Source organism: Streptomyces sp. NBC_00887 (genome assembly GCF_045207585.1).
Map to the genome: position 1 here is coordinate 1,024,266 of NZ_CP108788.1, position 24,811 is coordinate 1,049,076.

Annotated in this window: 15 protein-coding genes; 6 read left to right on the forward strand and 9 right to left on the reverse strand. The window is 68.1% G+C overall.

The annotated features are described in order from the left end of the window. Window position 1 precedes the first annotated feature (1 nt). Complete coding sequence (locus OG844_RS04640) at window positions 2-4,105, forward strand: trypsin-like peptidase domain-containing protein (protein ID WP_406388274.1); 4,104 nt, start codon at window positions 2-4, stop codon at window positions 4,103-4,105. A 52-nt stretch (window positions 4,106-4,157) separates the two neighbouring features. On the opposite strand, the gene OG844_RS04645 is transcribed toward OG844_RS04640, so the two are convergent. The 5 genes from OG844_RS04645 to OG844_RS04665 form a co-directional block, all read right to left on the reverse strand. Beyond that, on the reverse strand, window positions 4,158-5,105 hold the full coding sequence (locus OG844_RS04645) for an IS481 family transposase (RefSeq protein ID WP_406388275.1): 948 nt from the start codon (window positions 5,103-5,105) through the stop codon (window positions 4,158-4,160). Between the two features lie 101 nt (window positions 5,106-5,206). Continuing rightward, window positions 5,207-5,356 carry a hypothetical protein gene (locus tag OG844_RS04650; RefSeq protein ID WP_406388276.1) on the reverse strand — a complete coding sequence of 50 codons (150 nt, stop codon included), beginning with the start codon at window positions 5,354-5,356 and terminating at the stop codon, window positions 5,207-5,209. 196 nt (window positions 5,357-5,552) lie between these two features. Beyond that, window positions 5,553-5,681, reverse strand: coding sequence for a hypothetical protein (locus OG844_RS04655; protein ID WP_406388278.1), 129 nt, complete (start codon window positions 5,679-5,681; stop codon window positions 5,553-5,555). A 368-nt stretch (window positions 5,682-6,049) separates the two neighbouring features. Further along, the gene (locus OG844_RS04660) at window positions 6,050-6,223 is read right to left on the reverse strand and encodes a hypothetical protein (RefSeq protein ID WP_406388280.1); all 174 of its coding nucleotides are present in this window, start codon (window positions 6,221-6,223) and stop codon (window positions 6,050-6,052) included. Window positions 6,224-6,947: 724 nt separating this feature from the next. Continuing rightward, window positions 6,948-9,680, reverse strand: coding sequence for a KGGVGR-motif variant AAA ATPase (locus OG844_RS04665; RefSeq protein ID WP_406388281.1), 2,733 nt, complete (start codon window positions 9,678-9,680; stop codon window positions 6,948-6,950). Between the two features lie 1,373 nt (window positions 9,681-11,053). On the opposite strand from OG844_RS04665, the gene OG844_RS04670 reads away from it, so the two are divergent. Further along, window positions 11,054-12,979, forward strand: coding sequence for a DUF262 domain-containing protein (locus OG844_RS04670; RefSeq protein WP_406388282.1), 1,926 nt, complete (start codon window positions 11,054-11,056; stop codon window positions 12,977-12,979). 268 nt (window positions 12,980-13,247) lie between these two features. Here OG844_RS04670 and OG844_RS04675 read toward each other — a convergent pair whose 3' ends face one another. Further along, window positions 13,248-13,670 carry a YjbQ family protein gene (locus OG844_RS04675; RefSeq protein WP_406388283.1) on the reverse strand — a complete coding sequence of 141 codons (423 nt, stop codon included), beginning with the start codon at window positions 13,668-13,670 and terminating at the stop codon, window positions 13,248-13,250. A 99-nt stretch (window positions 13,671-13,769) separates the two neighbouring features. Between OG844_RS04675 and OG844_RS04680 the strand changes: the two genes are divergently transcribed. After that, on the forward strand, window positions 13,770-14,870 hold the full coding sequence (locus OG844_RS04680; RefSeq protein ID WP_406396005.1) for an FAD-dependent oxidoreductase: 1,101 nt from the start codon (window positions 13,770-13,772) through the stop codon (window positions 14,868-14,870). Window positions 14,871-15,480: 610 nt separating this feature from the next. Then, on the forward strand, window positions 15,481-17,319 hold the full coding sequence (locus OG844_RS04685) for an SMI1/KNR4 family protein (protein WP_406388284.1): 1,839 nt from the start codon (window positions 15,481-15,483) through the stop codon (window positions 17,317-17,319). A 340-nt stretch (window positions 17,320-17,659) separates the two neighbouring features. Here OG844_RS04685 and OG844_RS04690 read toward each other — a convergent pair whose 3' ends face one another. The 3 genes from OG844_RS04690 to OG844_RS04700 form a co-directional block, all read right to left on the reverse strand. Further along, complete coding sequence (locus tag OG844_RS04690) at window positions 17,660-18,256, reverse strand: hypothetical protein (protein WP_406388286.1); 597 nt, start codon at window positions 18,254-18,256, stop codon at window positions 17,660-17,662. A gap of 423 nt (window positions 18,257-18,679) precedes the next feature. Further along, window positions 18,680-19,297 (reverse strand): hypothetical protein, encoded by a 618-nt coding sequence (locus tag OG844_RS04695; protein WP_406388287.1) that lies wholly within the window; start codon window positions 19,295-19,297, stop codon window positions 18,680-18,682. Between the two features lie 52 nt (window positions 19,298-19,349). After that, on the reverse strand, window positions 19,350-21,155 hold the full coding sequence (locus tag OG844_RS04700) for an ABC transporter ATP-binding protein (RefSeq protein WP_406388289.1): 1,806 nt from the start codon (window positions 21,153-21,155) through the stop codon (window positions 19,350-19,352). 137 nt (window positions 21,156-21,292) lie between these two features. Here OG844_RS04700 and OG844_RS04705 point away from each other — a divergent pair, with 137 nt between their 5' ends. Beyond that, window positions 21,293-21,739 (forward strand): MarR family winged helix-turn-helix transcriptional regulator, encoded by a 447-nt coding sequence (locus OG844_RS04705; RefSeq protein ID WP_383175683.1) that lies wholly within the window; start codon window positions 21,293-21,295, stop codon window positions 21,737-21,739. Between the two features lie 45 nt (window positions 21,740-21,784). Further along, window positions 21,785-24,727, forward strand: coding sequence for an FAD-binding and (Fe-S)-binding domain-containing protein (locus tag OG844_RS04710; protein ID WP_406388291.1), 2,943 nt, complete (start codon window positions 21,785-21,787; stop codon window positions 24,725-24,727). The last annotated feature ends 84 nt before the right edge of the window (window positions 24,728-24,811 follow it).

A 24,811-nucleotide genomic window follows, 5' to 3' on the forward strand; every position in this document is an offset into this window, starting at 1 on the left:
GATGAACGCCGCTGTCGGTTCGGGCCCGCGCCCGGGCACCGATGCCTGGGTAGCCGCAGCACACGGCACGGAGCACGACGAAAAGGCCCTGGGATCCGGCTTCCTCATAGACGACCATCGGGTGCTTACCTGCGCGCATGTCGCATGCCCAACGTGGGAAAGAACGCGGGAGCTGTGGGTGGCCTTCCCCAAGTCGGACCAGTTCATGGACCGGCGCTTCCGAGTACGAGATGTGTTCGCGCCGGAAGCTCCAGCAAAGCACCGCGCGCAGGACGTAGCCGTCCTCGTACTCTCGGAGCCGGTCTCCGGTGAGCCGGCAGGGCGACTGCGGCGGCCGACGCCTTCCGCCCTCGTAGGTGACGCGTGGTGGGCATTCGGGTTCCCCGACGGCGACCTATTCGGCAATTCGTCGGACGGGACGGTCGGCGAAGCGCTCGCCTACGGGTGGGTGCGACTCGACACGGCATCGCGTTATCCCGTCAAGCCCGGCTATAGCGGTGCCGCATTGTGGTCATCGACGTACCAGGCGATCGTGGGTCTGGTCGGGCAAGCCAGCGGCTCGGGTGACGCCCGAGCCTTTACGCTCTATCAGGCCGATAGGTGTCTGCCCGAACAAAAGATCGCGCTGCTCGCCGACTGGTCGGCCGAGGCAGCGGGCGAAACAGCGCTCGCGGCGTGGGGCTGGACGCTGGACGACGACCCGGAAGCTGGCCGGCACTGGAAGCCGCGCGCCCGCGGCGTGAGCACCGACTCCGAAAAGGGCTTCCGGTTCCGAGGCCGCACCGCAGCGCTCGCCGAGATCATCGGCTGGATGACCTGCGTCACCGCACCGCGGAAAGTCTTGATGGTGACCGGGTCACCCGGCGTGGGCAAGTCCGCAGTACTCGGGCGCGTGGTCACCTCAGCAGATTTCGGTATCGCCGCGTCACTCCCGGCGGATGACGACGCCCTGCGTGCCCCCCTCGGTGCGGTCTCCTGCGCCGTTCACGCCAAGGGAAAGACCGCTCTCGAGGTAGCCGAGGAGATTGCCGCTGCGGCCTCGGCCGCGCCACCCGAACGCGCGAGCGACCTGGCCTCCGTACTGCGGGCCGCGCTGTCCGAACGAGCCGCCTCCGCGCAAACGCCCTTCGTCATCGTCATCGACGCTCTTGACGAGGCCACCAGCGCGCAGCAGGCCCGCCTGATCGCGCGACACATTGCCATCCCGCTGGCTGAGACTTGCGCGGATCTCCATGTCCGGGTTCTAGTTGGTAGCCGCCGCAGGGACGACGCCGGTAGCTTGCTCGACCCATTCGGCGCGGCGGTCCGTGTCATCGACTTGGACACTCCCGAGTTCTTCGCCACAGCGGACCTCGCCGCGTACACCATGGCTACGCTCCAACTGTTGGGCGACGAGCGGCCCGATAACCCATATGCCGACAAGCGCACCGCGCGCCCGGTTGCTGCCCGCATCGCAGAACTCGCCGACGCGAACTTTCTCGTGGCCGGTCTCACCGCGCGCGCTCACGGCCTGCACGATACTCGCGCTGTTGCGCCCGCAGATATTGCCTTCACGCCCACCGTCGCTGCAGCACTGGAGGAATACCTCTCACGACTGCCTGCAGTTGACGGCGCTCCGGCGGCTGATGCCCTAAGCGTCCTGGCCTACGCCGAGGCTCCAGGGCTCCCACTGCCGTTGTGGAGCGCTGCAGTGGAGAAACTTACGGGCCACCACCTCACTGAGAACCAGCTCCGTTCTCTGGCACGCTCGTCAGCCGCGAACTTTCTCATCGAGAGCGGCGTCAGCGATCAGAACACGGGTGTGTTCCGGCTATTCCACCAAGCCCTGAATGACGCGCTGCGGCAAAATCGCGCGCAGCTCGGATCGAACGTGACCGACGAGCGCGCCCTCACGCGCTCCTTCATCTCCTACGGCCGACGGCTGGGCTGGGACCGTGCGCCCGCGTACCTGCTGCGTTCGCTACCCCGGCACGCCGTGGGCGGCCGGGTCATCGACGAGCTGCTTGCGGACGCGGAGTACGCGCTCCACGCAGATCTGCGACGCCTCATCCCGGCGAGCAGTTCGGCGGTCTCCCGGGCGGCCAAGGAACGCGCCCAGGTTCTACGCCGGACGCCGCAAGCCATCGACTGTGTCCCCACCAGGCGCGCGGCCCTTTTCAGCGTAACCGAGGCGCAGGAAGGATTCGGACAGGTCTACGGGCCCTTGGCAGTGAAGGGGCCATACCGAGCCGAGTGGGCAGCAGTCGCCTCCCGCGCCGAAGACGCAATTCTAGAGGGCCACAGCGGCGAGATCCGCGCTGTATGCGCCCTCGGCCCCCCGACCGGCACCCTGCTCGCCAGCGCCGCCGGCGACGGGACCGTCCGGCTTTGGGACCCAGTGACCGCCCGGACGGTACGACGCCTCACTCCCAAGTTCGGGCGCGTCAGTGCGATGTGCGGCCTGATCGTCGACGGGCAGACTTACCTCGCTCTCGCTGCGGACAGGGACGTCTGGCTGTGGAACGAGTCCCTGCGACGCGCAGCGGGGTACCTGCGCGGCCACGTCAGCTCGATCCGAGATCTGTGTGCCTTCGAAACGGCCGACGGGCCTCGCCTTGCAACAGGGAGCGCGGACGGAACAGTCCGGATCTGGGATCCCGCCTCCCGAGAGTGCACAGCGGTCCTGTCGGAGCACGGCGGCTGGGTCGAGAGTGTGTGCACGGTAGCGGTCAACCACGGAACTCTCCTGGCGTCGGGCGGAGACGAAGATGACCGCTCCATCATTCTCTGGCGTCCCGACACCGGCGAACGCGTCCACATCCTCGAAGGGCACGAGAGTTCCGTCATCGCCCTGTCCGCGGTGGAGATGGGAGATCACACCCTGCTGGCAAGTCTCGGAGACGACAAGACGGTTCGTCTGTGGGACCCGATCAGCGGCTGGTGTGTAAGTACCCTCCCCGGGGAGGACCTGGCCTTTAGACTGCGCGCCCTCACAGTCGAGGGAAAGTCGCTGCTTGCCAGCCCGAGCGGCGACCTGGTCCGACTGCTGGACCCGGAGAGCGGCCGCATCGCCATCACCCTCCAAGGCCATTCCGACTCCGTGGACTCCCTCTGCGTGCTGCACGTCAACGGCCGAGACCTGATCGCCAGTGGGGGCGCCGACCACACCGTGCGGCTGTGGGACCCGTCGGCGCCGCGCGCCAGCAGTGTGAGCGCTGTACGCGCGCTCTCCCCCGCATCCAGCGGTAACGGTTTGCTATTGGCCGCTGGCGGTGACGACGGCGTGACCCAACTGCGAGATCCTGGCTCTGGCTCGGTCGTCAACTCGTTGAGTGGAAATCACGACTGGGTGCGGGCTCTATGTACCGTGACCCACCTCAACCGGTCGTACCTCGCCGGGTGCGGTGACGACGGAGCAGTGTGGCTGTCCGACCTTACGGAAGCCGTGCCGCGGTCGTCTCGACGTCCAGGCAACAAACCCGCCTACACCGTGTGCTCCGTGCGCGTCGGCGACCAAACGCTACTAGCTACGGGCCACACCGACGGAAGCGCATGGCTTTGGGACCCACTGAGCAACGAGACCGCACACTTTGCCCGCTTCCATAGCGGGATCTACGCCATGTGTCCCCTGGAAATCGCTGGCCAACCATACGTCGCAACGGCTACGGACGGTCAGGACGGCGCGGTGTGGTTGTGGGACGCCACCTCTGGTCAGCGCCACAAATTGGTCGCCGCAACCGAGACCCTTGCAATGTGCGCGCTGCCCATGATGGGGCAGACCGCGCTCGCCACCGCGCACGCACATGGAGAAGTGTGCCTGTGGGATGCCGCGCGTGGCGAACCCATCGGAGCCCTCTCAGGCCACTCGGGCGCAGTAAACGCAGTGAGCATGATCGGTGAGGGCGGGACATTCCTCGCCAGCGCCAGTAGCGACAGGACCGTACGCCTGTGGGACGTGTCGGGCCAAGCGCTGGTTGAAGAGATTCCCGTACATCATCCTGCACTTGCCGTCACATGGGTGTCACAGCGGCTGATCGTTGGGCTCGACCACGGGCTCCTCGCACTATCGCTAGGGGAGGTGAGTAGTACACCGCCGGTGGGTGAGCCGGAACACCTGAGGCTTTGAATGTGGACAATCGGCCGAACCGTAGCTACGCGCTCCCGTTCCCTACTGAGGGCTAGATGTATTGCCCCTCAGCGTTGTTGACGCGGCTGATCGGCGGGTGTCCGTCGAGTGCGGTGTGGCAGCGGTGGTGGTTGTAGGTGTGCAGGAAGTCTGCCAGGGCCAGAGACCGTTCGTCGTTGCTGGTGTAGGGCCGTAGGGAGGCCCATCCGTCGAGCAGGGTGCGGTTGAACCGTTCGACTTTGCCGTTGGTCTGGGGGCGATAGGGCCGGGTGAGTTTCCCGGTCGCTTCCAGCTTGGTGAGGGCTGCTTTCCAGGCCAGGCCCTTGCGGTAGGCCCAGGCGTTGTCGGTCAGCACGCGTTCGATGCGGGTGATGCCGTGGCTGTGGAAGAACGCGGCCGCGCGGGTGAGGAAGTCCGCGCAGGTCGCAACCTTCTCGTCGGGATGGATCTCGCTGTAGGCCAGGCGGGAGTGGTCGTAGACGGCGGAGTGGACGTAGTCGAAGCCCATCTGGCTGCGGGTGGCCCGGCCGGCCTGGCGGCCAAGGGTCTTGTGTCCGCCGCCGTCGGGGATCCGTCCGAGCTTCTTCACGTCGACGTGGATGAGTTCGCCGGGCCGTTCGCGTTCGTAGCGGCGGATCACGGTGCCTGTGGGGCGGTCGATCCAGGCCAGCCGGTGCCGGGTCAGGATGCGGTGGACGGTCGAGGCGGGAAGGCCCAGGACCGGGCCGATCCGGGCACGGCCCAGCTTGCGGTCGGTCCGCAGGCGGCACACCCTGGCCTCGACGTCGGGCGAGGTGAGGTGCGGTGTCGTGAGCGGCTTGCTGGACCGGTCATGGAGCCCCGCCTCACCCTCGTTCCGCCAGCGGCGCATCCCCTTGTGCGCCGTTGCCCTGGAGACGCCCATCTCCGCAGCAACGTGCGCGACAGGACGGCCCGAACAGACACGTTCGACCAGCAGTCTCCTGCCAAAGACGGTCAGCCGGGCATTACGGTGGGACACGAAGACCTCCAGTGCGGTGCAGTCCTAGACAGCTCCACCACACCGGAGGTCTGCGCCTTTGATCAAGACCCCTGTGTCAACAACGCTCGTGATCAATACAGCTAGACGTTGCTCGCCGCCGGGTCGTTGAGGACGGCGTTGACTGTGGACCAGCACAGGTCGGCTGTATCGAAGTCCGCGCTGTGCTTGGCTCGCTTCTCGGCGAGCGGGTGAACCAGATTGCGGTAAGTCCGCAGGAGTACCGAAGCCAACTTCGCTTCTTGATCGATCCATCCATTGCCGAGGGCATTGCGGAACATGGTTTTGCATGGGTCAGCATCTAGGGGGACTAGTCGTCACGGAGAGTGAGTAGCCTCCCGTGGTCACCCATAACGTCGCCTTCGCCCGGCGGTCTCCCGCGCCGCGGATGGCGAGGTGAAGGGCAAGTTCCTCGGCCGTGCAGGTGGGCTACAGCCGCTGCCCGCGTTCAAGTTCACCGGCGAGATCACCGGCGGCGCCACCGGAGGTCGGCGCGACGGCCAGCTTCGGAAGACAGGCGAACGCTCCCCAGTGGCCATCGTGCTCGTTCAGCACCACGGGCGCGTCACCGGGAGTTGCTCGCGCGTCCCCCAGGCCTACATCGCCGCGCGGCACCGCTCGCCCAGCCCTGCCCAGAGCTTGGGCTCGCTCAGTTGGTGCGGCCGGACATCACCCCTACAGTGACGACACACGCAGCCCTACCCGAGGAACGACAGCCGTACCTGCCGGTCGGCATTGTCCCTGTTGGTATCGACCAACATCCGTTACGGCAACCCGCAGCGTACCCTCACGGTTGGTCTGCACGAACAGTCCAGTGCTGCAATGGAGTTGCGCGCGCTCCTACTTCAGCAGAGGGCCGAACGTGACTGGGGTGAACATGTCGCCGCGACAAGACCAGAAGGACTCACTGTCGAATCGACCGACCGTCACCGGCTCCCGTAGTCCTCGACCAGCTCGCCGATCACAGCGAGGAGCGCGTCGGCCCGGTTCCGATCCTTACGCTGGTCGCGCAGCCTGTGGTCAAGTCCCCGCAGGCCGGACACTGCGGCCGGATCACGGCGCCGCATCGCGTCCAGCCACGGCGTGCTGACGAGGTCCATGCACGTGGAGAACAGGAGCCGGGTGGACGGGGCGGGGCGCCGGGTCGGGGGCGGCGAACCCCGTGGTCACATAACGGGCCGGTTCGGTCAGACTCCAGCCGACGAAGGTACCATCCTGGACGAGGAGTGCCACGTCGGGGCGATTCAGATGCGTGCCTCCAGCAGCTCGTCAAAACCGCGAGGTCACGCAGACAGGTCAGCACGGCGTCCTCCGGGGCACGGCAGAGCTCGGTCGTCACCTCCAGTCGGAAGTCCCGGGCCTCGTCCACGCGAAGACCTCCCGGGTCGATAGCGGGGGTCAGGGATGGCGGGCAGAGTCCTCGGGGTCGGCGGCCTCACCGAAGACCTGGAACTCGGCGCCGGCCAGGTCTTGGTCTTGGCGGTGGACCCGGGACTCATCAGGCGCTTCCCAGCCACGGCCCACTGCCGAAGGTATCCAGATGGAACGCGCCGCGCTCCTCTACGTTCGAATACTCCGCGATGCGCACGCGGAAGTCCCGGAAGTCGAAGCGGGGTGAGACACAGCAGTTCGCCCGCCACCATCACGGTCGATTCCGCCCGGTGTCGAGTGGTACACCGCGTCCGACTTCTTGAGTCTTTCCAGAACCATTTCCTCGGTGAAACGACCGTCGCCTCGGCCGCAGGCATAGCCCCACCGGTACACGCCATTCCGGCCCGGTCGACAACCTGCGCGCCCAGAGATCACCCCACCAGCTCGGGAATGCTATCCACCCCAAAGCACCCGCGCCCGGCGCTCGCTGTTGAAACCCAGGCCGTGCCGGTAGATCTCCGGAACCCAGTAGCGGCCGTCCGTGCCTTTGCTGAAAACCCCGGAGTCGATGAGCGTATCCGCTTCCTGAACCGTGAGACCGACCCGTTCGAGTTCGAACGGGACAGTGACCTGGGTCTCCAGACGCTCCAGCTTGGTGAGTAGCTCACCGATTTCACGATTCTCGGCCCGAATCGACTCGATCTTGTTCTTGCTGCACGCAAGCAGTGCCTTTCGCATCGCGCCAGGCACCAGGACCCGGTCCTCGACCGTGTCGTAAGAGCTAGAGAGTTCGGCAGACTTGGCAAGGAACACCACGACGTCCCGAGCCTGAACCTGGTTATTGAAGTCTCCGAGTGCCGCAGGCACCCACAGGTGCGAACGTGCCTCCCGCGACTTCTCCGTCCCCATCTTCCAACCCCACACTTGAACGAGGCTCTGTACCAAATCGTCCTCGGAAAGTTCAGTGACCGCGACAAGGTCCACAGGAGTGGGCAGGGCTTGCGCGTGTGCGGTTACCCAAAGCGCGAGCCGCAGGGCTTCCTCCTTACTCCAGTGCAGTGCATAGCGGTCGTACCGGCCGAGAAGTTGACCGCTGTTCTGCCGTACAGCCCAGGTGACCAGGTCCCTGCGGACGAAAACCATGAGCCCGAAGGGCCGCCCGCGCAGGGATCGGAGCCAGCCAAGTACATCGATCAGCAGCACCCGCAGCGCCGTGCTCTTCACCTCAGCGTCGAGGCTCTGCAGCAGATCCTCCAGGCCGTCGATCACGAACACGGCCTTGGCTCGCTTGCCGAGCTCTGCTAGCGCCTCCTCCGGACTCCGTCCGTCCGCTGGCTCCACCCCTGCGGCGACGGCCAGACACTCCAGCCAGAGACTCCGCCAGGCAAGTTCGTTCTGACCGTCCAACCTGGCCAGCCCGGATTTCAACCTGTCACTGATGCTTCTCCCCGAAGCAGCATCGACATCCGCTGGGCCACCGTTTTGCCTGGCGAAGTCGTCGCGAAGGTCCTGCGGCTCCAGTTCGCCGTACTCCAAGTTGGCGGACTCCAGCACAGGGACCACTGGTGCGCGCAGATCAACTCCGTCAACCCCAGATTTTTCGGCAAATCTCTCCCACGTGCGCGCCGCACACGCCTTGGAATACAGAAACGTCTTTCCGGCCCCTTTCGCACCGACCACGAGCGCAAGCGGCAACTCAGTGCGGTGGTCGCCCAGAAGCCTACGCAAAGGGTCCGTGACTAGGAATCCGCCGGTCGACGAGAGCCCCTTCTTTTCCGCGTGGATCAGTTCCCCTGCGGTTTGAGCAAGGTTCCGCCGCAGCTGCGCGTAGTCGGTCCTCGCCTTGCCCCCATCCGGCGGCCCGCCTGTGAGGAGCAGCTGAGGGGTGGGGCTAGGAAGAATCGGGTCAAGGGCATCGGCGATCCCGCAGGAGCCGAGAACCCTCAAAACCGCGTCCCAGGTGGAGGGCAGAGCCAGGAGTTCTTCCCGGAAGGGACTCATGACCGGCTGGACCAGCAGCCCTGTATCCACAGCCTCCGTGCCGTCCGCGGAGTCGGCCGTGGGGCGTCCGATCGTCGCCGCAAGTGCGCCGCCAAGCGCGCTACGGGCAGCCTCTGCCTGCGCACCGTGCGCGTCCAGGCGATACTGAGTGACGATCACAGAGCTGGCGGGGTCCAGTCCCTGGACAGCAGGCGCCTTCTGCCCGAGTTGCCGGACCATCAGTTCGACGCCGGCCAAGGACTGATGGCTCAGCGTGGTGACGAAGACACGCTGCACCCGCGGATCAAGGAGGATCGGCGCGGACAGCTCGGACGCTCCCGCACGCAGGTCCACGATCACGGTGTCCGCGCCCATGCGGGCGCCAAGTGCAGCGATGGCCTCGGTCAGAAGGTAGGGGGAACGGCCTGGGGAGAACAGGTCCGCGGGTTCGATACGCGGCGGCCCAAGCAACACCCTACGGCTGGTCGGCACCACGGTGAGACGGCCCCCGCCCGTGTAGTGACCGACCTGCTGGTTGGGCAGGTACTTCGCCGCGATGTCCACGGCCGACTGCCAGCCGTTGTCCTCGTCACCCTGAATCAGTGTGACGAAGTCCTCGTAACTGAAGTCGCACTGACCGCCCTGCTCCTTGTGCATCCAAGAGATACCGGGCGCCTCCAGGTCCGCGTCGATCAGCAGAACGTTACCGCCGCGCCTGGCGAGCTTGTCTGCAGCGGCAACGGCGTGCACCGTGCGCCCGACGCCGCCCTTGAAGGAGTGAAAGGCCATCACCTGGACGTCGTTCGTGAAACCGTCACGCTGAGGGCGTCGCAATGGCTCCGCCAGGTGACGGGTGATGTGCTTCTCCCGTAGAAGCGGTAGCCGTAGGGGTCCGTCGGGCACCTCCGGCTCGATGCTCAGTTGCACCCGGAGGCCCGTGAACTCGTTCGTACGTGGGTCGTCCAGACCCAGCATCAATACTCCGTCGTGCTGAGCCGCGGAGCCCGCCCCGAACGCCTCCTCCAGCCACTGCCGCACCAGCTCCTGGTCCGTGCCGTCGTCGACGACGAGCTCCAGACAGTCCCACCAGCCGTCAGCGGCGACGAGCCACTCCGGCCACCTTCCCAGAGTCGCCAGTCGGGCCAGGTGCTCGTCGACGTCCACCCAGCTGAAAAGGTGCGCGGGAGGCGCTGTGCTGCTGTCCATGGTCCCCAGTTCCTCCGCGGCTCTGTTCATCACGTCTCAGTCCTGCTCGCACCATGCGATGAGTGCGTGCAGTGACGCCTGAGCATTCTTTTCGTCTTCTTCATTCAGTTTCGCACCATAACGCCATGCCTGGTGAAGGTCAGCGAGGGCAACCTTTCCAGCACCCTGAGCGCTCATTCGGCAGCGATCCAGCCTGGCAAGGTGGTCGCTGACCGAACGCGGCAGACACAGCTCCTTGGCAAGCTTCCGCAGGTCGTGCGTGGGCTCCAACCCTGATGTATTCCGCTGTCCCCTACGGCTCAGTACTCGCTCCTTGATCGCGCACTCCGTCGCGTAAAAGAGCAGGAGGTACGACGTGCTGGCATCCCCGCACTCCGCTACTTTGCCTGCGCTACCGCGTAGTTGGCCCCGACGACTGCGAAGGGCGTGCACACCCACATGAAGCACCATGCGTCCCATCGTCTCACCGTCCGGGTAGCATCAGCCTCGATTCCGGCCCACCCCGTCAGCCGGTCCGCAGTTTCGGTATCGCCGGTTCCGGGTCACCGACCGCCTTGGTTACCCGCTTGCCTCGGCGGCCGTTGCGGCAGCCAGCAAGTGGGGACCGGCTCGCGACCTTCCGCTCCGTCCTGCGCGGTGATCTCGGCCTCCATCCGCTCCCCGGAACAACCCGTCGACGACTCCCCCGACAAGGTCTGACGCGTAAGTCGTCACGGTGAGTGGACAGCCTCCCGTGGTCAACCATGTCACGCCCTCATCCCCGCGGTTTCCCGCTTCGCGGATGGAGAGGAAGGGCAAGTTCCCCGGCCGTGCTGGTGGACGCTTGGTCCGGCCGGACATCACTCCTACAGCGACGGCAGACGCAGCTTTACCCGAGGAACGACAGACGGACCTGACGTTCCGCATTGTCGACGTTCGTGTCCGCCAAACTCCACTAAGGCACCCTGAGAATAGCTGGCCACCCTCGCCGTGGGGCTGGACGTGATAGGGACCGTCACGTGCGAGCAGGCGGCAGTTCGTAGGGGTCAACTCGGCGGACAGAGTTGTCTGCCAACCATGCGCTCGTGCTCGTTCAGGGTCTGTCGACCTCGCGGTCGACCTGCGCTGCAATCCAACGACGACACGACGGAGCGGTCTTCCCGCAGCGCGCCACAAGACGTCAGGGAAGTTCAATGAGAGCCGTACCGGGGTGTCGAGGCTCACTCCACGATCGTCTGTGCGGACAAGCGGAGCCACTGGTGAGGGGCTGACGACCGATCGGGCCATGCAGGTGTGGCCATCGCTTGGAGTAGCGCAAAGATCCGAAACCAGCCGGCCGCACCCGGATGGCGGTTACCGTGGATGTGACGGATCACCGGAATGCTGGGGGCGGCATGGGACTGGCGAACGAGAAGATTATTTCCCAGGTGGAGAACCTGCTGCGGGGCATGGTCGTCATTCCCTCCATCCAGCGCGACTTCGTCTGGATGCGGCCTGACGTACGTGATCTCTTCGATTCGCTCTACCGAGGCTATCCGGTCGGCGCCCTGCTGCTGTGGAAGACCGGCCTGAACGTCCCGTTCAAGACTGCCGCCGTCGTCCAGACCGACAAAACGACGAACCAACCCCTCTATCTGCTGGACGGACAGCAGCGGCTGACCTCCCTCGCCTGGGTCTACCGACCCCAGTCGAAGGCCGACGGTCGGCACATAGACCTGCGCTTCGACGTGCGTACCGAGGAATTCGTGACCCCGAGCGCCGTGCAGCGCAAGGATCCGCTCCTGATCCCGGTGTCGACGCTCCTGCAGGAGAACGTGCAGTTCTACCCGGTCCTGAACAAGGCCGGGGTGTCCCCCGACGACCCGGACTTCGGCACCTGGATGCAGCGGCTGCAGAAGGTGAACAACATCCGGTATCACCAGATCGCCGTCATCACCTATGAGTCCGACGACTACGAGGAGGTCGCCGAGCTATTCGCCCGGCTGAACAAGGGCGGCCGACGGCTTTCCAAAGGCGATCTCGTGTACAGCGCCATCGCGGCCCGCTGGTCCGCCGGCCTGGACACCATGGATGCCTTTCACCAGGAACTACGGGACAGCGACTTCGACCTGAACAGGGAAGCCGTCCTGCGCCTCATGAGCCTCCTCGCGGGCACCGGCGCCCATCACATCAAGCTCATCGGAGCGGAGGTGAACGAGACCGCGCTGAAGGAGGCGTGGCACGCCACCGAAAGGGCCCTTCGCTTCGCGATCGACTTCCTGAAAGGCGAGTGCTCGATCCCCCGGTCCGAGATCCTCTCCTCCCCGAACGTCACGATCGTGCCTGCGCTGCTGCTCTATCACCGGAGCGGCAAGCTGCGTCCGGGAGAGGCGCAACTGCTGCGTCGCTGGGTGTACACGGCGATGGCCTTCAGCCACTACTCGCTGCAGGTCGAGGGCAAGCTCGACGCGGAGGCCCGGCTGATCAGGTCCCGTGCCGGGGAGGACCTGTTCGCCGAGCTCATCCGCCGGGCCTCCGGCCCCCGCTCACTGGACAGCGCACTGCACCCGAGGGACCTGGAGCAGAAGTACTCCACGCACGCCTTCTTCAAACTGCTCTACATCGCCGCGCTGCGGGGCAGGGCGCGGGACTGGTCGACCAACATCGCCATCAACGATCAGCCGATGAACAGCGGTTCCAGGATCGAGTTCCACCACGTGTTCCCTCGCGCCCGGGTCCAGGGGACCTGCGCGAAGGAGGAGTGGAACAGCCTCGCCAACCTGGCCTTCGTCACCGGCCAGACCAACAAGATGATCTCCTCCAAGCTGCCAGCCGAGTACATGGCGGGCGTCGCGCCGGAGCGCCTGGCCGAACAGTGGATCCCCAGCGACCCGGAGCTGCGGTCCCTGGACCGGTTCCCCGACTTCCTGGCCGCGCGCAGGAGCCTGCTGGCCAATGTCCTCAACGAGCTCCTGGGTCTGCCCGCCTACGACGGGAGTGCCATCCGTCAGGACGCCGACGAGATGCCGGCCGACGAGACCGTGATCGCTGAGGACACTTCCGCGCCCGCGCTGGTCAAGGCAGACGTGCAGGCGTTGCGCACGGAGCAGGGCGTCGAGTTGCACGCCGTCTACGATGGCCGGCGCACCACCGCCTACTACGATCCGCCCTCCCGCGCCGTGACGATCCCCTCCGGCCCCGGCCGCGGCGTGTACGAATCCCCCAGCGGGGCGGCGGTAGCCATGGTCCGGGCTCTCAACCCGCGCGTCAACCCGAACCGCAACGGATGGTCGTTCTGGACCGTCACGGCCACGGGGGCGCTCCTGCAAAGCATTCGGTGAAGAGCGGCAGCAACGGCCGTGCACGTTGTCTGCCGCCCGGCCTACGTCAGACATCTCGATCAACAGCCCGGGCCTCGCTCGTTGCGCTTCACGGCCCATCACCCGATCGGTGGCCAACTCGAAGAAGCTCACTCAGTGTTCAGCATGGGGGCAGGGTGCTGTACCACTAGCAGACCAAGAACCCGTCGGCAGCATTGACAGCAGCCTCAATCCGGGGGCAGTTGGCGCGGCCGGACTTGCTATCTACAGTCCGCACCGAGTCAGCGTCCTATCCGAGGAAGCTCAACCGCACCTGACGGTTGTGATTCGAGATGTTGGTATCGACCAGGCAGACCGACTGCCACGTCCCGAGCTCCAGCCCTCCACCGATCACCGGCAGGGTCGCGTGCGGCGGTACGAGGGCGGGGAGCACGTGGTCGCGGCCGTGGCCGGGGCTTCCGTGGCGGTGGCGCCAGCGGTCGTCGGCGGGGAGCAGGGTCTGCAGGGCCGCGAGGAGGTCGTCGTCGCTGCCCGCTCCGGTCTCCAGGACCGCGATTCCGGCGGTCGCGTGAGGGACGAAGACGTTGAGCAGGCCGTCCCTGCCGTGGGCGACACGGGCGAGGAACTGTTCGCAGTCCGCCGTCAGGTCCGTGACCGTCTCGGTCCGTCCGGTGGCGATGCTCAGCAGGTGCGTGGCGAAGGAGTCGGGCATGGCTCCATTCTGGCGCCGTCGGCAGGCGGTCGCGCCCCCGGTCGGTCCGGGAAGATCCGGGAGCCGTCCAGAGTTGGTAGAAGGGTGAACAACTTCGGGATGCGCGAGCGGGACGTGGTCGTGATCGGCGCCGGGCAGGCGGGGCTGTCCGCTGCCTACCATCTGCGGCGCGCCGGCCTCGAACCCGACCGGGACTTCGTCGTCCTCGACCACGCCCCGCGGCCCGGGGGTGCCTGGCAGTTCCGCTGGCCGTCGCTCACTTACGGCAAGGTCCACGGCATGCACTCCCTGCCCGGCATGGAGCTGACGGGTGCCGACGACGGCCGCCCTTCGTCCGAGGTGATCGCCGAGTACTTCGACGCGTACGAAAACCGCTTCGACCTGCGGGTGCACCGTCCCGTCGAAGTGAAGGCCGTGCGCGAAGGCAGCGAAGGAGAGGACGGCCGCCTGCTCGTCGAGACGTCCGAGGACACCTACGCCACGCGTGCCCTTGTCAACGCGACGGGGACTTGGGACCGGCCGTTCCGGCCGCGGTATCCGGGCCAGGAGACCTTCCGGGGGCGGCAGTTGCACACTGTCGACTATCCGGGGCCGGCGGAGTTCGCCGGACAACGGGTCATCGTGGTCGGTGGTGGAGCCTCGGGGACCCAGCACCTGATGGAGATCGCCGAAGTGGCGGCCGCGACGTACTGGGTGACGCGTCGGCCCCCGGTGTTCCGGGAGGGGCCGTTCGGCGAGGAGCAGGGGCGGGCCGCCGTGGCGATGGTGGAGGAGCGTGTACGGCGTGGGCTTCCGCCGCAGAGCGTGGTGAGCGTGACCGGACTGCCGCTGACCGACGCTGTCCGACGCGCACGCGAGGAGAGGGTCCTCGACCGGCTCCCCATGTTCGAGCGGATCACCCCGGACGGGGTGGCCTGGGCCGATGGCCGGACTGCAGAGGCCGATGTGATTCTGTGGGCGACCGGATTCCGGGCCGCAGTCGATCATTTGGCCCCGCTGAGGCTGCGCGAGCCGGGCGGCGGCATACGCGTCGAGGACACCCGGGCGATACGGGACGGGCGCGTCCATCTCGTCGGGTACGGGCCGTCGGCCAGCACGATCGGCGCCAACCGGGCGGGACGCGCCGCGGCACGCTCGATCACCCGTCTGCTGGAGCGGACCGGCAGCGGCACGCCCGCCGCGCAGGGCGCCTCCGTCTGACCCGCACCGAGCGCAACAGACCCACCACTGCTCGATCGAGCCGGCAAGGCCCTGCTCTCCCGGAGCTGCGACGAAGTGGCCAGTACTCTCTGCAATTATGTGACGCTCGGTCAGGGACAGTGAGGCGAGGATCGGGGCCGCCCGACGTGTGCGTGCAAACTCCGGAGGGGCCGCCATCCCGATGATCACGACGAAGTGCCCCCGGAGCCGGCCGCGTGAGCGGACCTCATAGCGCGAGCGGTCTTGTAGGCCCTGTTCTCCCGAAGCTACGGCGAAGTAGGACAGCAACACCGGTTCCTCTGGTCCGTTCCTGCCGGGGACCTGGTTCCGGCCAGCTCACGGCCACGCCGAATCCTGTAGCAACACCCACATTCAGTCTCTACAGGCAGCGCATTGCCAGGACGAGCACCCAACGTCACCCCGACATCGCCGCGATACTCACCGACCAGACGAGCGCGTGCAAAGCAGCACACGCCGCCATCGCCGCCGGTGGCGAGGTACGGAACTCGGAAGGGGCGGTGCCCCAGTGGATGGTCGCCCGCCGGGGCTGAGAGGACGACGGACAGCCCGGGCCTGCCCGGTGTCAGTGCCCGCGCCTAGGGTGCCGGGCATGATCGTGTTCACTGTCGAAGAGTCCTGGGACCGCATCGAGAGCTGGCTCGCGCGGCACGCCCCTGTCACCCATGGGCTGCTGCGACCGCCGGCTCCCCCGGCGGCCATCGCGGCGGCCGAACTTCGGCTGGGGGTGACCTTCCCGCCCGACCTGAGGGAGTCGCTGCTGCGGCACGACGGTGTGGAGCTCCAGGACGGAACGCTCAGGCTCGACTACTACGGACCACCGTCCGGAGTCGGGAAGATCATCCAGAGCGCCGAGCTCCTGCGCGAGGCCGGGGAGGACGTTGCCGAGGAGGAGGCCGAGCTCGACGAGGAGGAGCGCGACGAGTATGCGTACTGGCCGCACGAACGACTGCTGATCACCCTGGGCATCGGCTGGCAGTCCTCCGACGGGCTCTTCCTGGTCACCCGCCCCGGCCCGCACCACGGGCGGGTCGGCCGGTACTTCGACGAGACGGGCTCGACCTTCACCCCCTGGCCGGGGCTGCGGCACGTCCTCTCCGACTTCGCCACGGCCCTGGAGCACGGCCTGCCCTTCGACGGGCGGACACCCCTGGCCCACGAGGGCCGGCTGATCTGGGACGGAGGCGGGACAGTCGTCGCCGACCCGATCTCCGCCCTGGGCCTCGCCGCCGGGGCCCCTGAGCCGCAGGTACCACCCGCGCCCGAGCCGGCCGCGCCCGTCCCGCAGCCCGACGGGGTGTACGCCGTCATCACCTTCGGGAGCGGCGGACTCTTCGGACCCGAGCCCGCACCGCCCGTGCAGCCGGACGTCGTGTTCGTGGCAGGCATCGACCCCGGGGAGCTGCTGGACCGGCTGGGCTCCGTGCCCGCGACCGCCGGGCCGCGCAGCCGGGAGCAGGCGCGGCTGTCCGCAGGCGCGCCTTGGGCCGCGCACCGCCCGATGGTCCGGGCCGGGTCCTGCGGCGATGGGTGGTCGTACGCCACGCAGGAGGGCGGTGACGCCCAGTTCGGCCGTCCCGAGGTGCTGGGACGGCTGTCCCGCGGAACCCGGGTGGTGCGGCTGACGAAGCAGGGACCCGAGGTGCGCGTGACCGTCGTGGAAGACGGCACGGAGCGGCCGGAGGCGGGCCACCGGGTCGAATCGCCGCGCGAGGACTACGTGACCGGCCCCGACGGGGAGAAGTGGCAGGAGCTCGGCGTCGATCCCTGGCCCGGCTCGACGGCCGCCTACGCGCGGCTGCTGGCAGGCCTGACGGCGGAGCACGGCATCAGCTGGGACCCGGCGGACGACGCAGCGGCGCCGCTGGCCGGCGCGCTGCTGCTGCCGGTCCTCGACGAGGTGCCGGAGGCGGGGCACCCGGTGACCGTCGTACGCGACTTCGACCTCGGCGCCCTCGTGGAGCGGACCCCGCCGCAGCGGTTGCGCTCCGCGGTGGCGGCGCAGCTCGCCCGGCTGGCGTCGGAGACGGGTATCGACGGCTACCCGGAGATCGCCCGGGCACTGGAGCAGACCGGCCGGGGCGAGTTGGTGGGTCTCCCGGCCGACGGGGCACTCGACCTGCGGATGCGGACCATCCGGGCGGAGACCCGGGCCGTCCGCGGACTGCTCGACGCGGCCCGCCACCAGCCGGACCTTGCGCCCGTCACCGCGGCCGACCTCGCGGCGTGGCACGGACGGGACGCGGCGGCCGGGGCCCTGCGCCGGTTCCTGCTGCTACCCCTGCCCGCAGCGGCGGAGACGGTCCTGAGCCTGCGCATGTCCCTACACTGGCGCGACGAGCTGGCGGCGGACCTGGCCGACCAGGCCGACCAGGCCGACCAGGCCGACCAGGCCGACCAGGCCGACCAGGCCGTCAAGTCTTCGGGATGAGCCCTGCGTGCACGGCCCGGTCGTAGAGCCGCTTGTGCCACTCGTTGGCGTCAGGTCCGGGATCGGTGGTCAGGACGGGGTTCGGATCGGTCTCGATGAGGTGCAGCGGGGTCCCTGCGACGCCGTAGCAGTCGTCGGGGCCGAAGCAGGAGAGGAGCGCTCGGGCTTCCTCTGCCGTGACCGGCTCGGGGATCGCTTCGAGTTGCTCGACACGTCTGTCGATCTCTTCTCCGCTTGCATCCCAGTCTGGGAGCGGGCCGCGGCAACGAACGCCTGCACTTCGGCTCTCATAGGTGAATGATCAGCTTGCATCGCCCACCACGGGCAAGGTCCTGCCCGGTCAGGCGGCGACCGCCGCGGCGTTCTGGCGGTCCGCCTCGGCCTCGATCTCTGCGATACGCGCCCCAAGCTGACGCTGCGCCCGTGCCAGGCGGCGAGGGCTACGCTGCCAGCCCCGCGAGCCGAAGACCTCCCACACAGGCGTGGTGAGCCACTCCAGCAGTTCGGCCTTCCGGTCGTCCTCGCGCTCGGAGATCATCACCGCCCGGGCGTAAGGCACGTAGGTGCCGATCAGACCGCGCAGGAAGTCCGTCGGCCAGCTGACCGCGTACGTTTCCACGTTGTCGACCATCCACTCGGTCGCCTCGTCGAGCTGCTTCACCCAACGGGCCCGCTCCGCCTCAACGCGCTCACGCATAACTGGCGTCCACGCCGCATCGTCCGGGTTCGGTGCCTCGAACTTTTGCAGTCTGCCGCTTGCCGACAAGATCCGCAGCATCGTGGCCAGGAACCGGTCCCGGGCCTGGTGCGCATCCATGATCCGCCGCTTCCGGGCCTCCAACCGCGGCATCACCAACCACCCGGTGCCCACGGTTGTGACCAGCGCCGTCGCCAACGCGATCATGATCGTTTCTGCAACCCCGGGCCCAGCCGACATGCGCACAACCTCTCTCGCTGCGCCGCCGTGGCGCCCTTCAGTCTGCCAGCCTGCGCCGACGCTGCGAACACATCTCACGAAGCGCCTCCGCCCTCCAAGCCCGCTGCATTCCGCACTCGCTGCAAACTCCCGGCCTCATACACGAACAGGGGATCGGGATTTCGCCAGAACATGTGATCGTCTCGCATCTCGTCGATCAACTCCGGTGCGCAGCCTGATGATTGCAGGGCGCGGGCAACGGGCAGACCGCGACTGCGCAGTCCCACCTATGCACCATGCACAAGGAGAGGCACCGAATAGCTTCCTCACCCACCTGCTTGCCGGCGTCGTCCACTCGTGGGTTGGCTCGTCTGGCCATTGCTCGACCGGCGCCGCCGCTCCCCGTCCCACGGGAGCGGCGGCGCCGCCGTGTTGCGCGGCTCGTCAGCCGCGGGGGGCAGGTTCGACCGGGCCCGCGAAAGGCGCCAGCGCGGCAAATCCGGGGTCCACGGTGACCGCCTCGACCAGCGCGTCGAGTGTCCGCCGGACCCGGGGCAGCGGGTGGTCCGGGAATTCCGCGTCCCACCTGGCGTGATCCGCCGCGTGGAAGGGAAGGCCGCCTTGGACCTCGGGGGCATAGGGGTGCGGCCGGAAGTACTGGTCGGGGTCGAGCTTCGCGAGGACGACGGCTTCCCGCATGCCTGTCATTCCGCGCTCGGGCGCCTGGATCTTCACCACCGTGCTGCATCCGGCCCGGGGCACCGTGAAACTGCCGATGAACACCTGCCCGTGGGCCTGTTGGGGCAGCGGCACCTTGAGTATCTGACGCAGTGCAGGCAGCCCGCCCAGCGTCTTCACCGATGCCTCTATGAGCCCGCCGCCCGCTTGCGCGGTCCAGTGCGTCAGCGTGTTGCGCAGGGTCGGGCCGTCTTCCAGCGCGGCAGGAAGGTCAGGCGGCAGTCCGAAGTAGTGCAGCGACAGCACATCACCGTCGTCATTCACCCAGGCGTCGTTGTCCACGGGCCGGTATCCGGGGAGTTCCACCCCGAGCAGAGCTCTCATGGACGGCGATCATGCCGTACGGGCATCCCGCCGCACAGGCGCGATCGCGCCTTCATGTGGCCGCGGGGGCGAGGTCGCCGTCGCGGCGGATGAGGGCCGCGTACCGGCCGTCCTTCTCCAGCAGCTCCGCGTGCGTGCCGCGCTCGGCCGCCCGCCCGCCGTCCAGGACGACGATCTGGTCCGCGTCCCTGACGGTGGAGAGCCGGTGCGCGATGGTGAGGGTGGTGCGCCCCTTCGACAGCGCGTCAATGGCTTGCTGCACGGCGTGTTCCGTACGGGTGTCGAGCGCGCTGGTCGCCTCGTCGAGGATCAGAACGGGCGGGTCACGGAGGATCGTGCGGGCGATGGCCAGGCGCTGCTTCTCACCGCCCGAGAAGCGGTACCCCCGCTCACCGACGAGCGTGTCGTAGCCGTCGGGCAGTGATGCGATGTGGTCGTGGATCTGAGCGGCGCGGGCCGCTGCTTCGATCTCCTCGTCGGTGGCGTCCGGCTTGGCGAAGCGAAGGTTCTCGGCCACGGAGGCGTGGAAGAGATAGGTCTCCTGGGAGACCACGCCGACGGCCCTGGCGAGGGTGTCGAAGTCCAGGTCCCGGACATCGACCCCGTCGATGGTGACCCTGCCGCCGGTGACGTCGTACAGCCGCGGCACCAGATAGCTGAGCGTCGACTTGCCCGAGCCGGTGGGGCCGACGACGGCCAGACTGCGGCCGGCGGGCACGGTCACGTCGATGCTGCTCAGCGTCGGGCCGCTCTTCTCGTCGTAGCTGAAGGTGACGTTCTCGAAGGCGACCTCGCCCCTGATCTTCTCCAGCCGGACGGGCTTCTCGGGCTCGGTGATGTCCACGTCGAGATCGAGGTACTCGAAGATCCGCTGGAACAGGGCGAGGGATGTCTGCATCTGCACGCCGGTGGAGAGCAGGCTCACCGCCGGCCGGAACAGGCCCTGCTGCAGCGAGACGAAGGCGACCAGCGTGCCGATGGAGACGGCCGTGGCACCCGACTGGAGGGTGAGGCCGGCCGCCCAGTAGATGACGGCGGGCATCGCGGCCATGACGATGCCTATCGTCGACATCCGCCACCGCCCGGCCATGTTGGAGCGCACTTCGAGGTCGACCAGGCGTTCCGACTCCTCGGCGAAGCCCTTGGTGAGGGAGTCCGAGCGGCCCATGGTGCGGCCGAGCAGGATGCCGCTGACCGAGAGCGACTCGGTGACCGTGGCCGCCATCGCGGCCATCTGCTTCTGCCGCTGGGTGGTGATCTTCTTGCGCTCACGGCCGACCCGGCGGCTGATCCAGACGAATACGGGCAGCAGGAGCAGCGAGACGACCGTGAGCCGCCAGTCCAGCGCGAGCATGGCGACCACGGTGGCGATGACGGCGGTGAGGTTGGAGACCAGCGAGGTCGCGGTGGAGGTGACCGTCGCCTGCATCCCGCCGATGTCGTTGGCGATGCGCGACTGGACCTCGCCCGTGCGGGTCCTGGTGAAGAAGGCGAGCGGCATCCGCTGCAGCTGGGTGTAGACGGCGGTGCGCAGGTCGTGCATGACGCGCTGGCCGACCGTCGTGGAGATCAGGGTCTGCAGCACGCCGAAGACGCTGGTCATCACGGCGGTGAGGATCATGCCGAGCGCGAGCAGCGTGAGCAGTCCCGTACGCCCCTGGGGAATCGCGGTGTCCAGGATCTCGCGGAGCAGGAACGGGGTGGCGACCGACACCAGCGACGAGGCGCCGACCAGCAGCCCCACGATCGCGAGCCTGCCGCGGTAGGGGCGGAAGAGGCGGAAGATGCGGCGCAGCTCGGCGGGCGGCTGCTGGGCATCACCGGCAGGGGGTGTCCACGTGGGTTCGTCGGGTTTCATGTGCTCCTTCGAGAGCGTGTGGCCGACAGGCCCCGGGTGGAGGCGTGCGGCGGCGGACGTGCGGAATTTCGACGTTACGGAGCTTAGCTCATTGTTACCTCTATTCACAATGAACGAGGTCCTGATATCGTTCCCTCATGGACTCCCCCGATCCCGACGGTCTTCTGGCCGAACAGCTGCTGCGTCTCACCCGCAGACTTCAGCGCATCCAGAGCCGCCAGCTGGAGCCGATCGACATCACTCCGGCGCAGTTCCGGCTGCTACGCACGGTCGCGCACTACGAGGATCCACCCCGGATGGCCGATCTCGCCCAGCGCCTCGACGTCGTCCCGCGCGCGGTCACCACACTGGTGGACGGCCTGGAGGCCAATGACCGGGTGCGCCGCGCGCCGGACCCGACCAACCGCCGGGTGGTCCGCATCGAGATCACCGAGGAGGGCAGGGCCACGCTCCGTTCGCTGCGCAACGCGCGGAAGGCCGCCGCAGAGGAGATCCTGGCTCCACTGACCGCCGAGCAGCGCGAGGTGCTCGGCGGGCTGCTGACCGCTCTGGTGGACGGGATGCCGGAGCGCCGCCGCTGCTGAGGCGCGGTGCGGGGCACCGCACCGTGTCGTCGAGGAGATCCTGAGATGCCGCTGCTGGAGCCGAAGCCGGAAGCCCTCCGTCCTGGTACGGCACGGGCGCCGTCCCCCGACCGGGTGCCGGGCTGGAAGGCCGCGGGCACACCCACACCGCTGCGCGCCGACCTGACCGCCCTGCTCGGCGCGGAGAAGGTGCTGTGGAAGATCTCCGACCTCGTGCGGTACGCCTCGGATGCCAGCCCCTACCGCTTCCTGCCGCAGGTCGTCCTGGTCCCCAAGGACATCGACGACATCTCGGCGATCCTCTCGTACGCCCACGGCAAGGGCCGCAACGTGGTCTTCCGGGCCGCGGGCACCAGCCTCAACGGCCAGGCACAGGGCGAGGACATCCTCGTCGACGTCCGCCACCACTGGACGGGCATCGAAGTCCTCGACGACGGGGCGCGGGCACGCATCCGTCCGGGGACCACCGTCATGCGTGCCAACGCCACGCTCGCCCGGCACGGCAGGCTGCTGGGGCCCGATCCCGCCAGTGCCATCGCCTGCACCATCGGCGGTGTCGTCGCGAACAACGCCTCAGGAATGACCGCCGGCACGACCCGCAATTCGTACCGCACGGTCTCCTCCCTCACCTTCGTCCTGCCGAGCGGCACAGTGGTCGACACGGCCGAACCGGCCGCCGACGAGCTGCTGCGTCACGCCGAGCCGCGCCTGTGCGAAGGGCTGCTGGCCGTCAAGGCGGAGATCGAGGCGGACGAGCGGCTCACCGCCCGGATCCGCGCCAAGTACGAGATCAAGAACACCAACGGCTACCGGCTCGACGCGTTCCTGGACGGATCGACCCCCGTGGAGATCCTCCGCGGGCTGATGGTGGGCTCCGAGGGCACCTTCGGCTTCATCTCGGAGGTCGTCTTCGACACGCTGCCGCTGGACCGCCTGGTCTCCTCCGCTCTGCTGTTCTTCCCTTCCCTCACCGCAGCCGCGGCGGCCGTGCCGCAGTTCAACGAGGCGGGTGCGATCGCCGTGGAGCTCATGGACGGCAACACGCTGCGGGCATCGGTGCGCGTCCAGGGCGTCCCGTCGGACTGGGCGTCCCTCCCCAGGGACACGACGGCGCTCCTGGTGGAGTTCCGCGCCCCGGACGAGGCGGCTCTGGAGGCCTACGAGCAGGCGGCGGCTTCGGTCGTCACGGGGCTCGACCTCGTCGTGCCGGCCGTGTCCGTGACCAACGCGTTCACCCGGGACGCCGCCACGGTCGCGGGCTACTGGAAGGCCCGCAAGGCGTTCGTCACCGCCGTCGGCGGCTCCCGCCCCTCGGGCACCACGCTGATCACTGAGGACTTCGCGGTGCCGCCGTCCCGGCTTGCCGAGGCCTGCGAGGCCCTGCTCGAACTCCAGGCCGTCCATGGCTTCGACGCCGCCGTCGCAGGTCATGCGGCGCACGGAAACCTGCACTTCCTGCTCGCTTTCGACGCCGCGGAATCCGCGGACGTCGACCGGTACGCCGCCTTCATGGACAGCTTCTGCTCGCTCGTCGTCGACCGTTTCGACGGATCGCTGAAGGCGGAGCACGCCACGGGCCGCAACATCGCGCCGTTCCTGGAGCTGGAGTGGGGCCCGAAGGCCACCGAACTCATGTGGCGTACGAAGCAGATCATCGACCCCGACGGGGTGCTGGCGCCGCGGATCGTCCTGGACCGCGACCCGAAGGCGCACCTGCGCGGGCTCAAGACGATCCCCAAGGTCGAGCCGGTCGCTGATCCGTGCATCGAGTGCGGCTTCTGCGAACCGACCTGCCCCAGCGAGGACCTGACCACCACGCCCCGTCAACGCATCGTTCTGCGCAGGGAGATGATGCGCCAGCCGGACCGCTCCCCGGTGGAGGCCGGTCTCCTCGACGCGTACGGGTACGACGCCGTGGACACCTGCGCGGGCGACTCCACGTGCAAGCTGGCCTGCCCGGTCGGCATCGACACCGGCGCGATGATGAAGGATTTCCGTCATCACCGGCACTCGCCGCGCGAGGAGCGCATCGCGGCGCTCACGGCGAAGCACTTCAAGGCGGTGGAGGTCTCGGCACGGCTCGCGGTCGCCGCGGCCGACGCCGTCTCCGACCGGGTCGGCGACCGTCTGCTCGAGTCGGTGACCCGGCTGGCCCGCAAGGCCGTTCGCCCCGATCTGGTTCCGGAGTGGCTTCCCCAGATCCCCGGCGCTGCCGGCCGGAGGATGCCTCCCACCTCGCGGGCGGGTGCGCACGCCGTCTACTACCCGGCCTGTGTGAACCGCATCTTCGCCGGACCCGAGGACGAGGGATCGCCGTCGCTCGCCGATGCGGTCGTCTCCCTGTCCGCCCGGGCCGCAAAGCCCGTGTGGATCCCCGAGGACGTCGCGGGTACCTGCTGCGCGACGATCTGGCACTCCAAGGGGTACGACGTGGCCAACGCCGTGATGGCCAACCGCATCGTGGAGGCGGCATGGGGCTGGACCGCGGGCGGCAGGCTGCCGCTGGTCGTCGACGCCTCCTCGTGCACGCTCGGCATGTCCCACGAGGTGGTGCCCTATCTCACCGAGGCCAACCGGGACCTGCACCGTGAGCTGACTGTCGTCGACTCGCTCGTCTGGGCCGCCGAGGAGCTGCTTCCTTCGCTGACCGTGTTCCGCAGGGTGGGCTCGGCCGTCCTGCATCCCACCTGCTCGATGGAGCACCTGGGAGACGTGGCACAGCTGCGCGCGGTCGCCGAGGCATGCGCGGAGGACGTCGTCATCCCCGACGACGCGGGCTGCTGCGCGTTCGCGGGCGACCGCGGCATGCTGCACAAGGAGCTCACCGACTCGGCGACCGCCAAGGAGGCGGCCGAGGTGAACACCCGGGAGTACGACGCGTATCTGTCGGCGAACCGGATGTGCGAGATCGGCATGGACCGGGCGACCGGCCGCACGTACTACTCGGCACTGATGGAGCTGGAGCGGGCGACCCGGCCGGTTCTCTGAACCCGGGGCGCGCACCACACCTCCGCCCCCCGGCCGGTTCTCTGAACCCCGGCGCGCACCGGCCCTCCGCCCCCCGGCCGGTTC

Coding starts and splice junctions, on each gene's coding strand:
- OG844_RS04660 (WP_406388280.1), bottom strand. CDS start 6,223: ATGGACCTCGTCAGCACGCCGTGGCTGGACGCGATGCGGCGCCGTGAT.
- OG844_RS04685 (WP_406388284.1), top strand. CDS start 15,481: ATGATCGTGTTCACTGTCGAAGAGTCCTGGGACCGCATCGAGAGCTGG.
- OG844_RS04705 (WP_383175683.1), top strand. CDS start 21,293: ATGGACTCCCCCGATCCCGACGGTCTTCTGGCCGAACAGCTGCTGCGT.
- OG844_RS04710 (WP_406388291.1), top strand. CDS start 21,785: ATGCCGCTGCTGGAGCCGAAGCCGGAAGCCCTCCGTCCTGGTACGGCA.
- OG844_RS04700 (WP_406388289.1), bottom strand. CDS start 21,155: ATGAAACCCGACGAACCCACGTGGACACCCCCTGCCGGTGATGCCCAG.
- OG844_RS04695 (WP_406388287.1), bottom strand. CDS start 19,297: ATGAGAGCTCTGCTCGGGGTGGAACTCCCCGGATACCGGCCCGTGGAC.
- OG844_RS04670 (WP_406388282.1), top strand. CDS start 11,054: ATGGGACTGGCGAACGAGAAGATTATTTCCCAGGTGGAGAACCTGCTG.
- OG844_RS04690 (WP_406388286.1), bottom strand. CDS start 18,256: ATGTCGGCTGGGCCCGGGGTTGCAGAAACGATCATGATCGCGTTGGCG.
- OG844_RS04665 (WP_406388281.1), bottom strand. CDS start 9,680: ATGGACAGCAGCACAGCGCCTCCCGCGCACCTTTTCAGCTGGGTGGAC.
- OG844_RS04640 (WP_406388274.1), top strand. CDS start 2: ATGAACGCCGCTGTCGGTTCGGGCCCGCGCCCGGGCACCGATGCCTGG.
- OG844_RS04675 (WP_406388283.1), bottom strand. CDS start 13,670: ATGCCCGACTCCTTCGCCACGCACCTGCTGAGCATCGCCACCGGACGG.
- OG844_RS04680 (WP_406396005.1), top strand. CDS start 13,770: ATGCGCGAGCGGGACGTGGTCGTGATCGGCGCCGGGCAGGCGGGGCTG.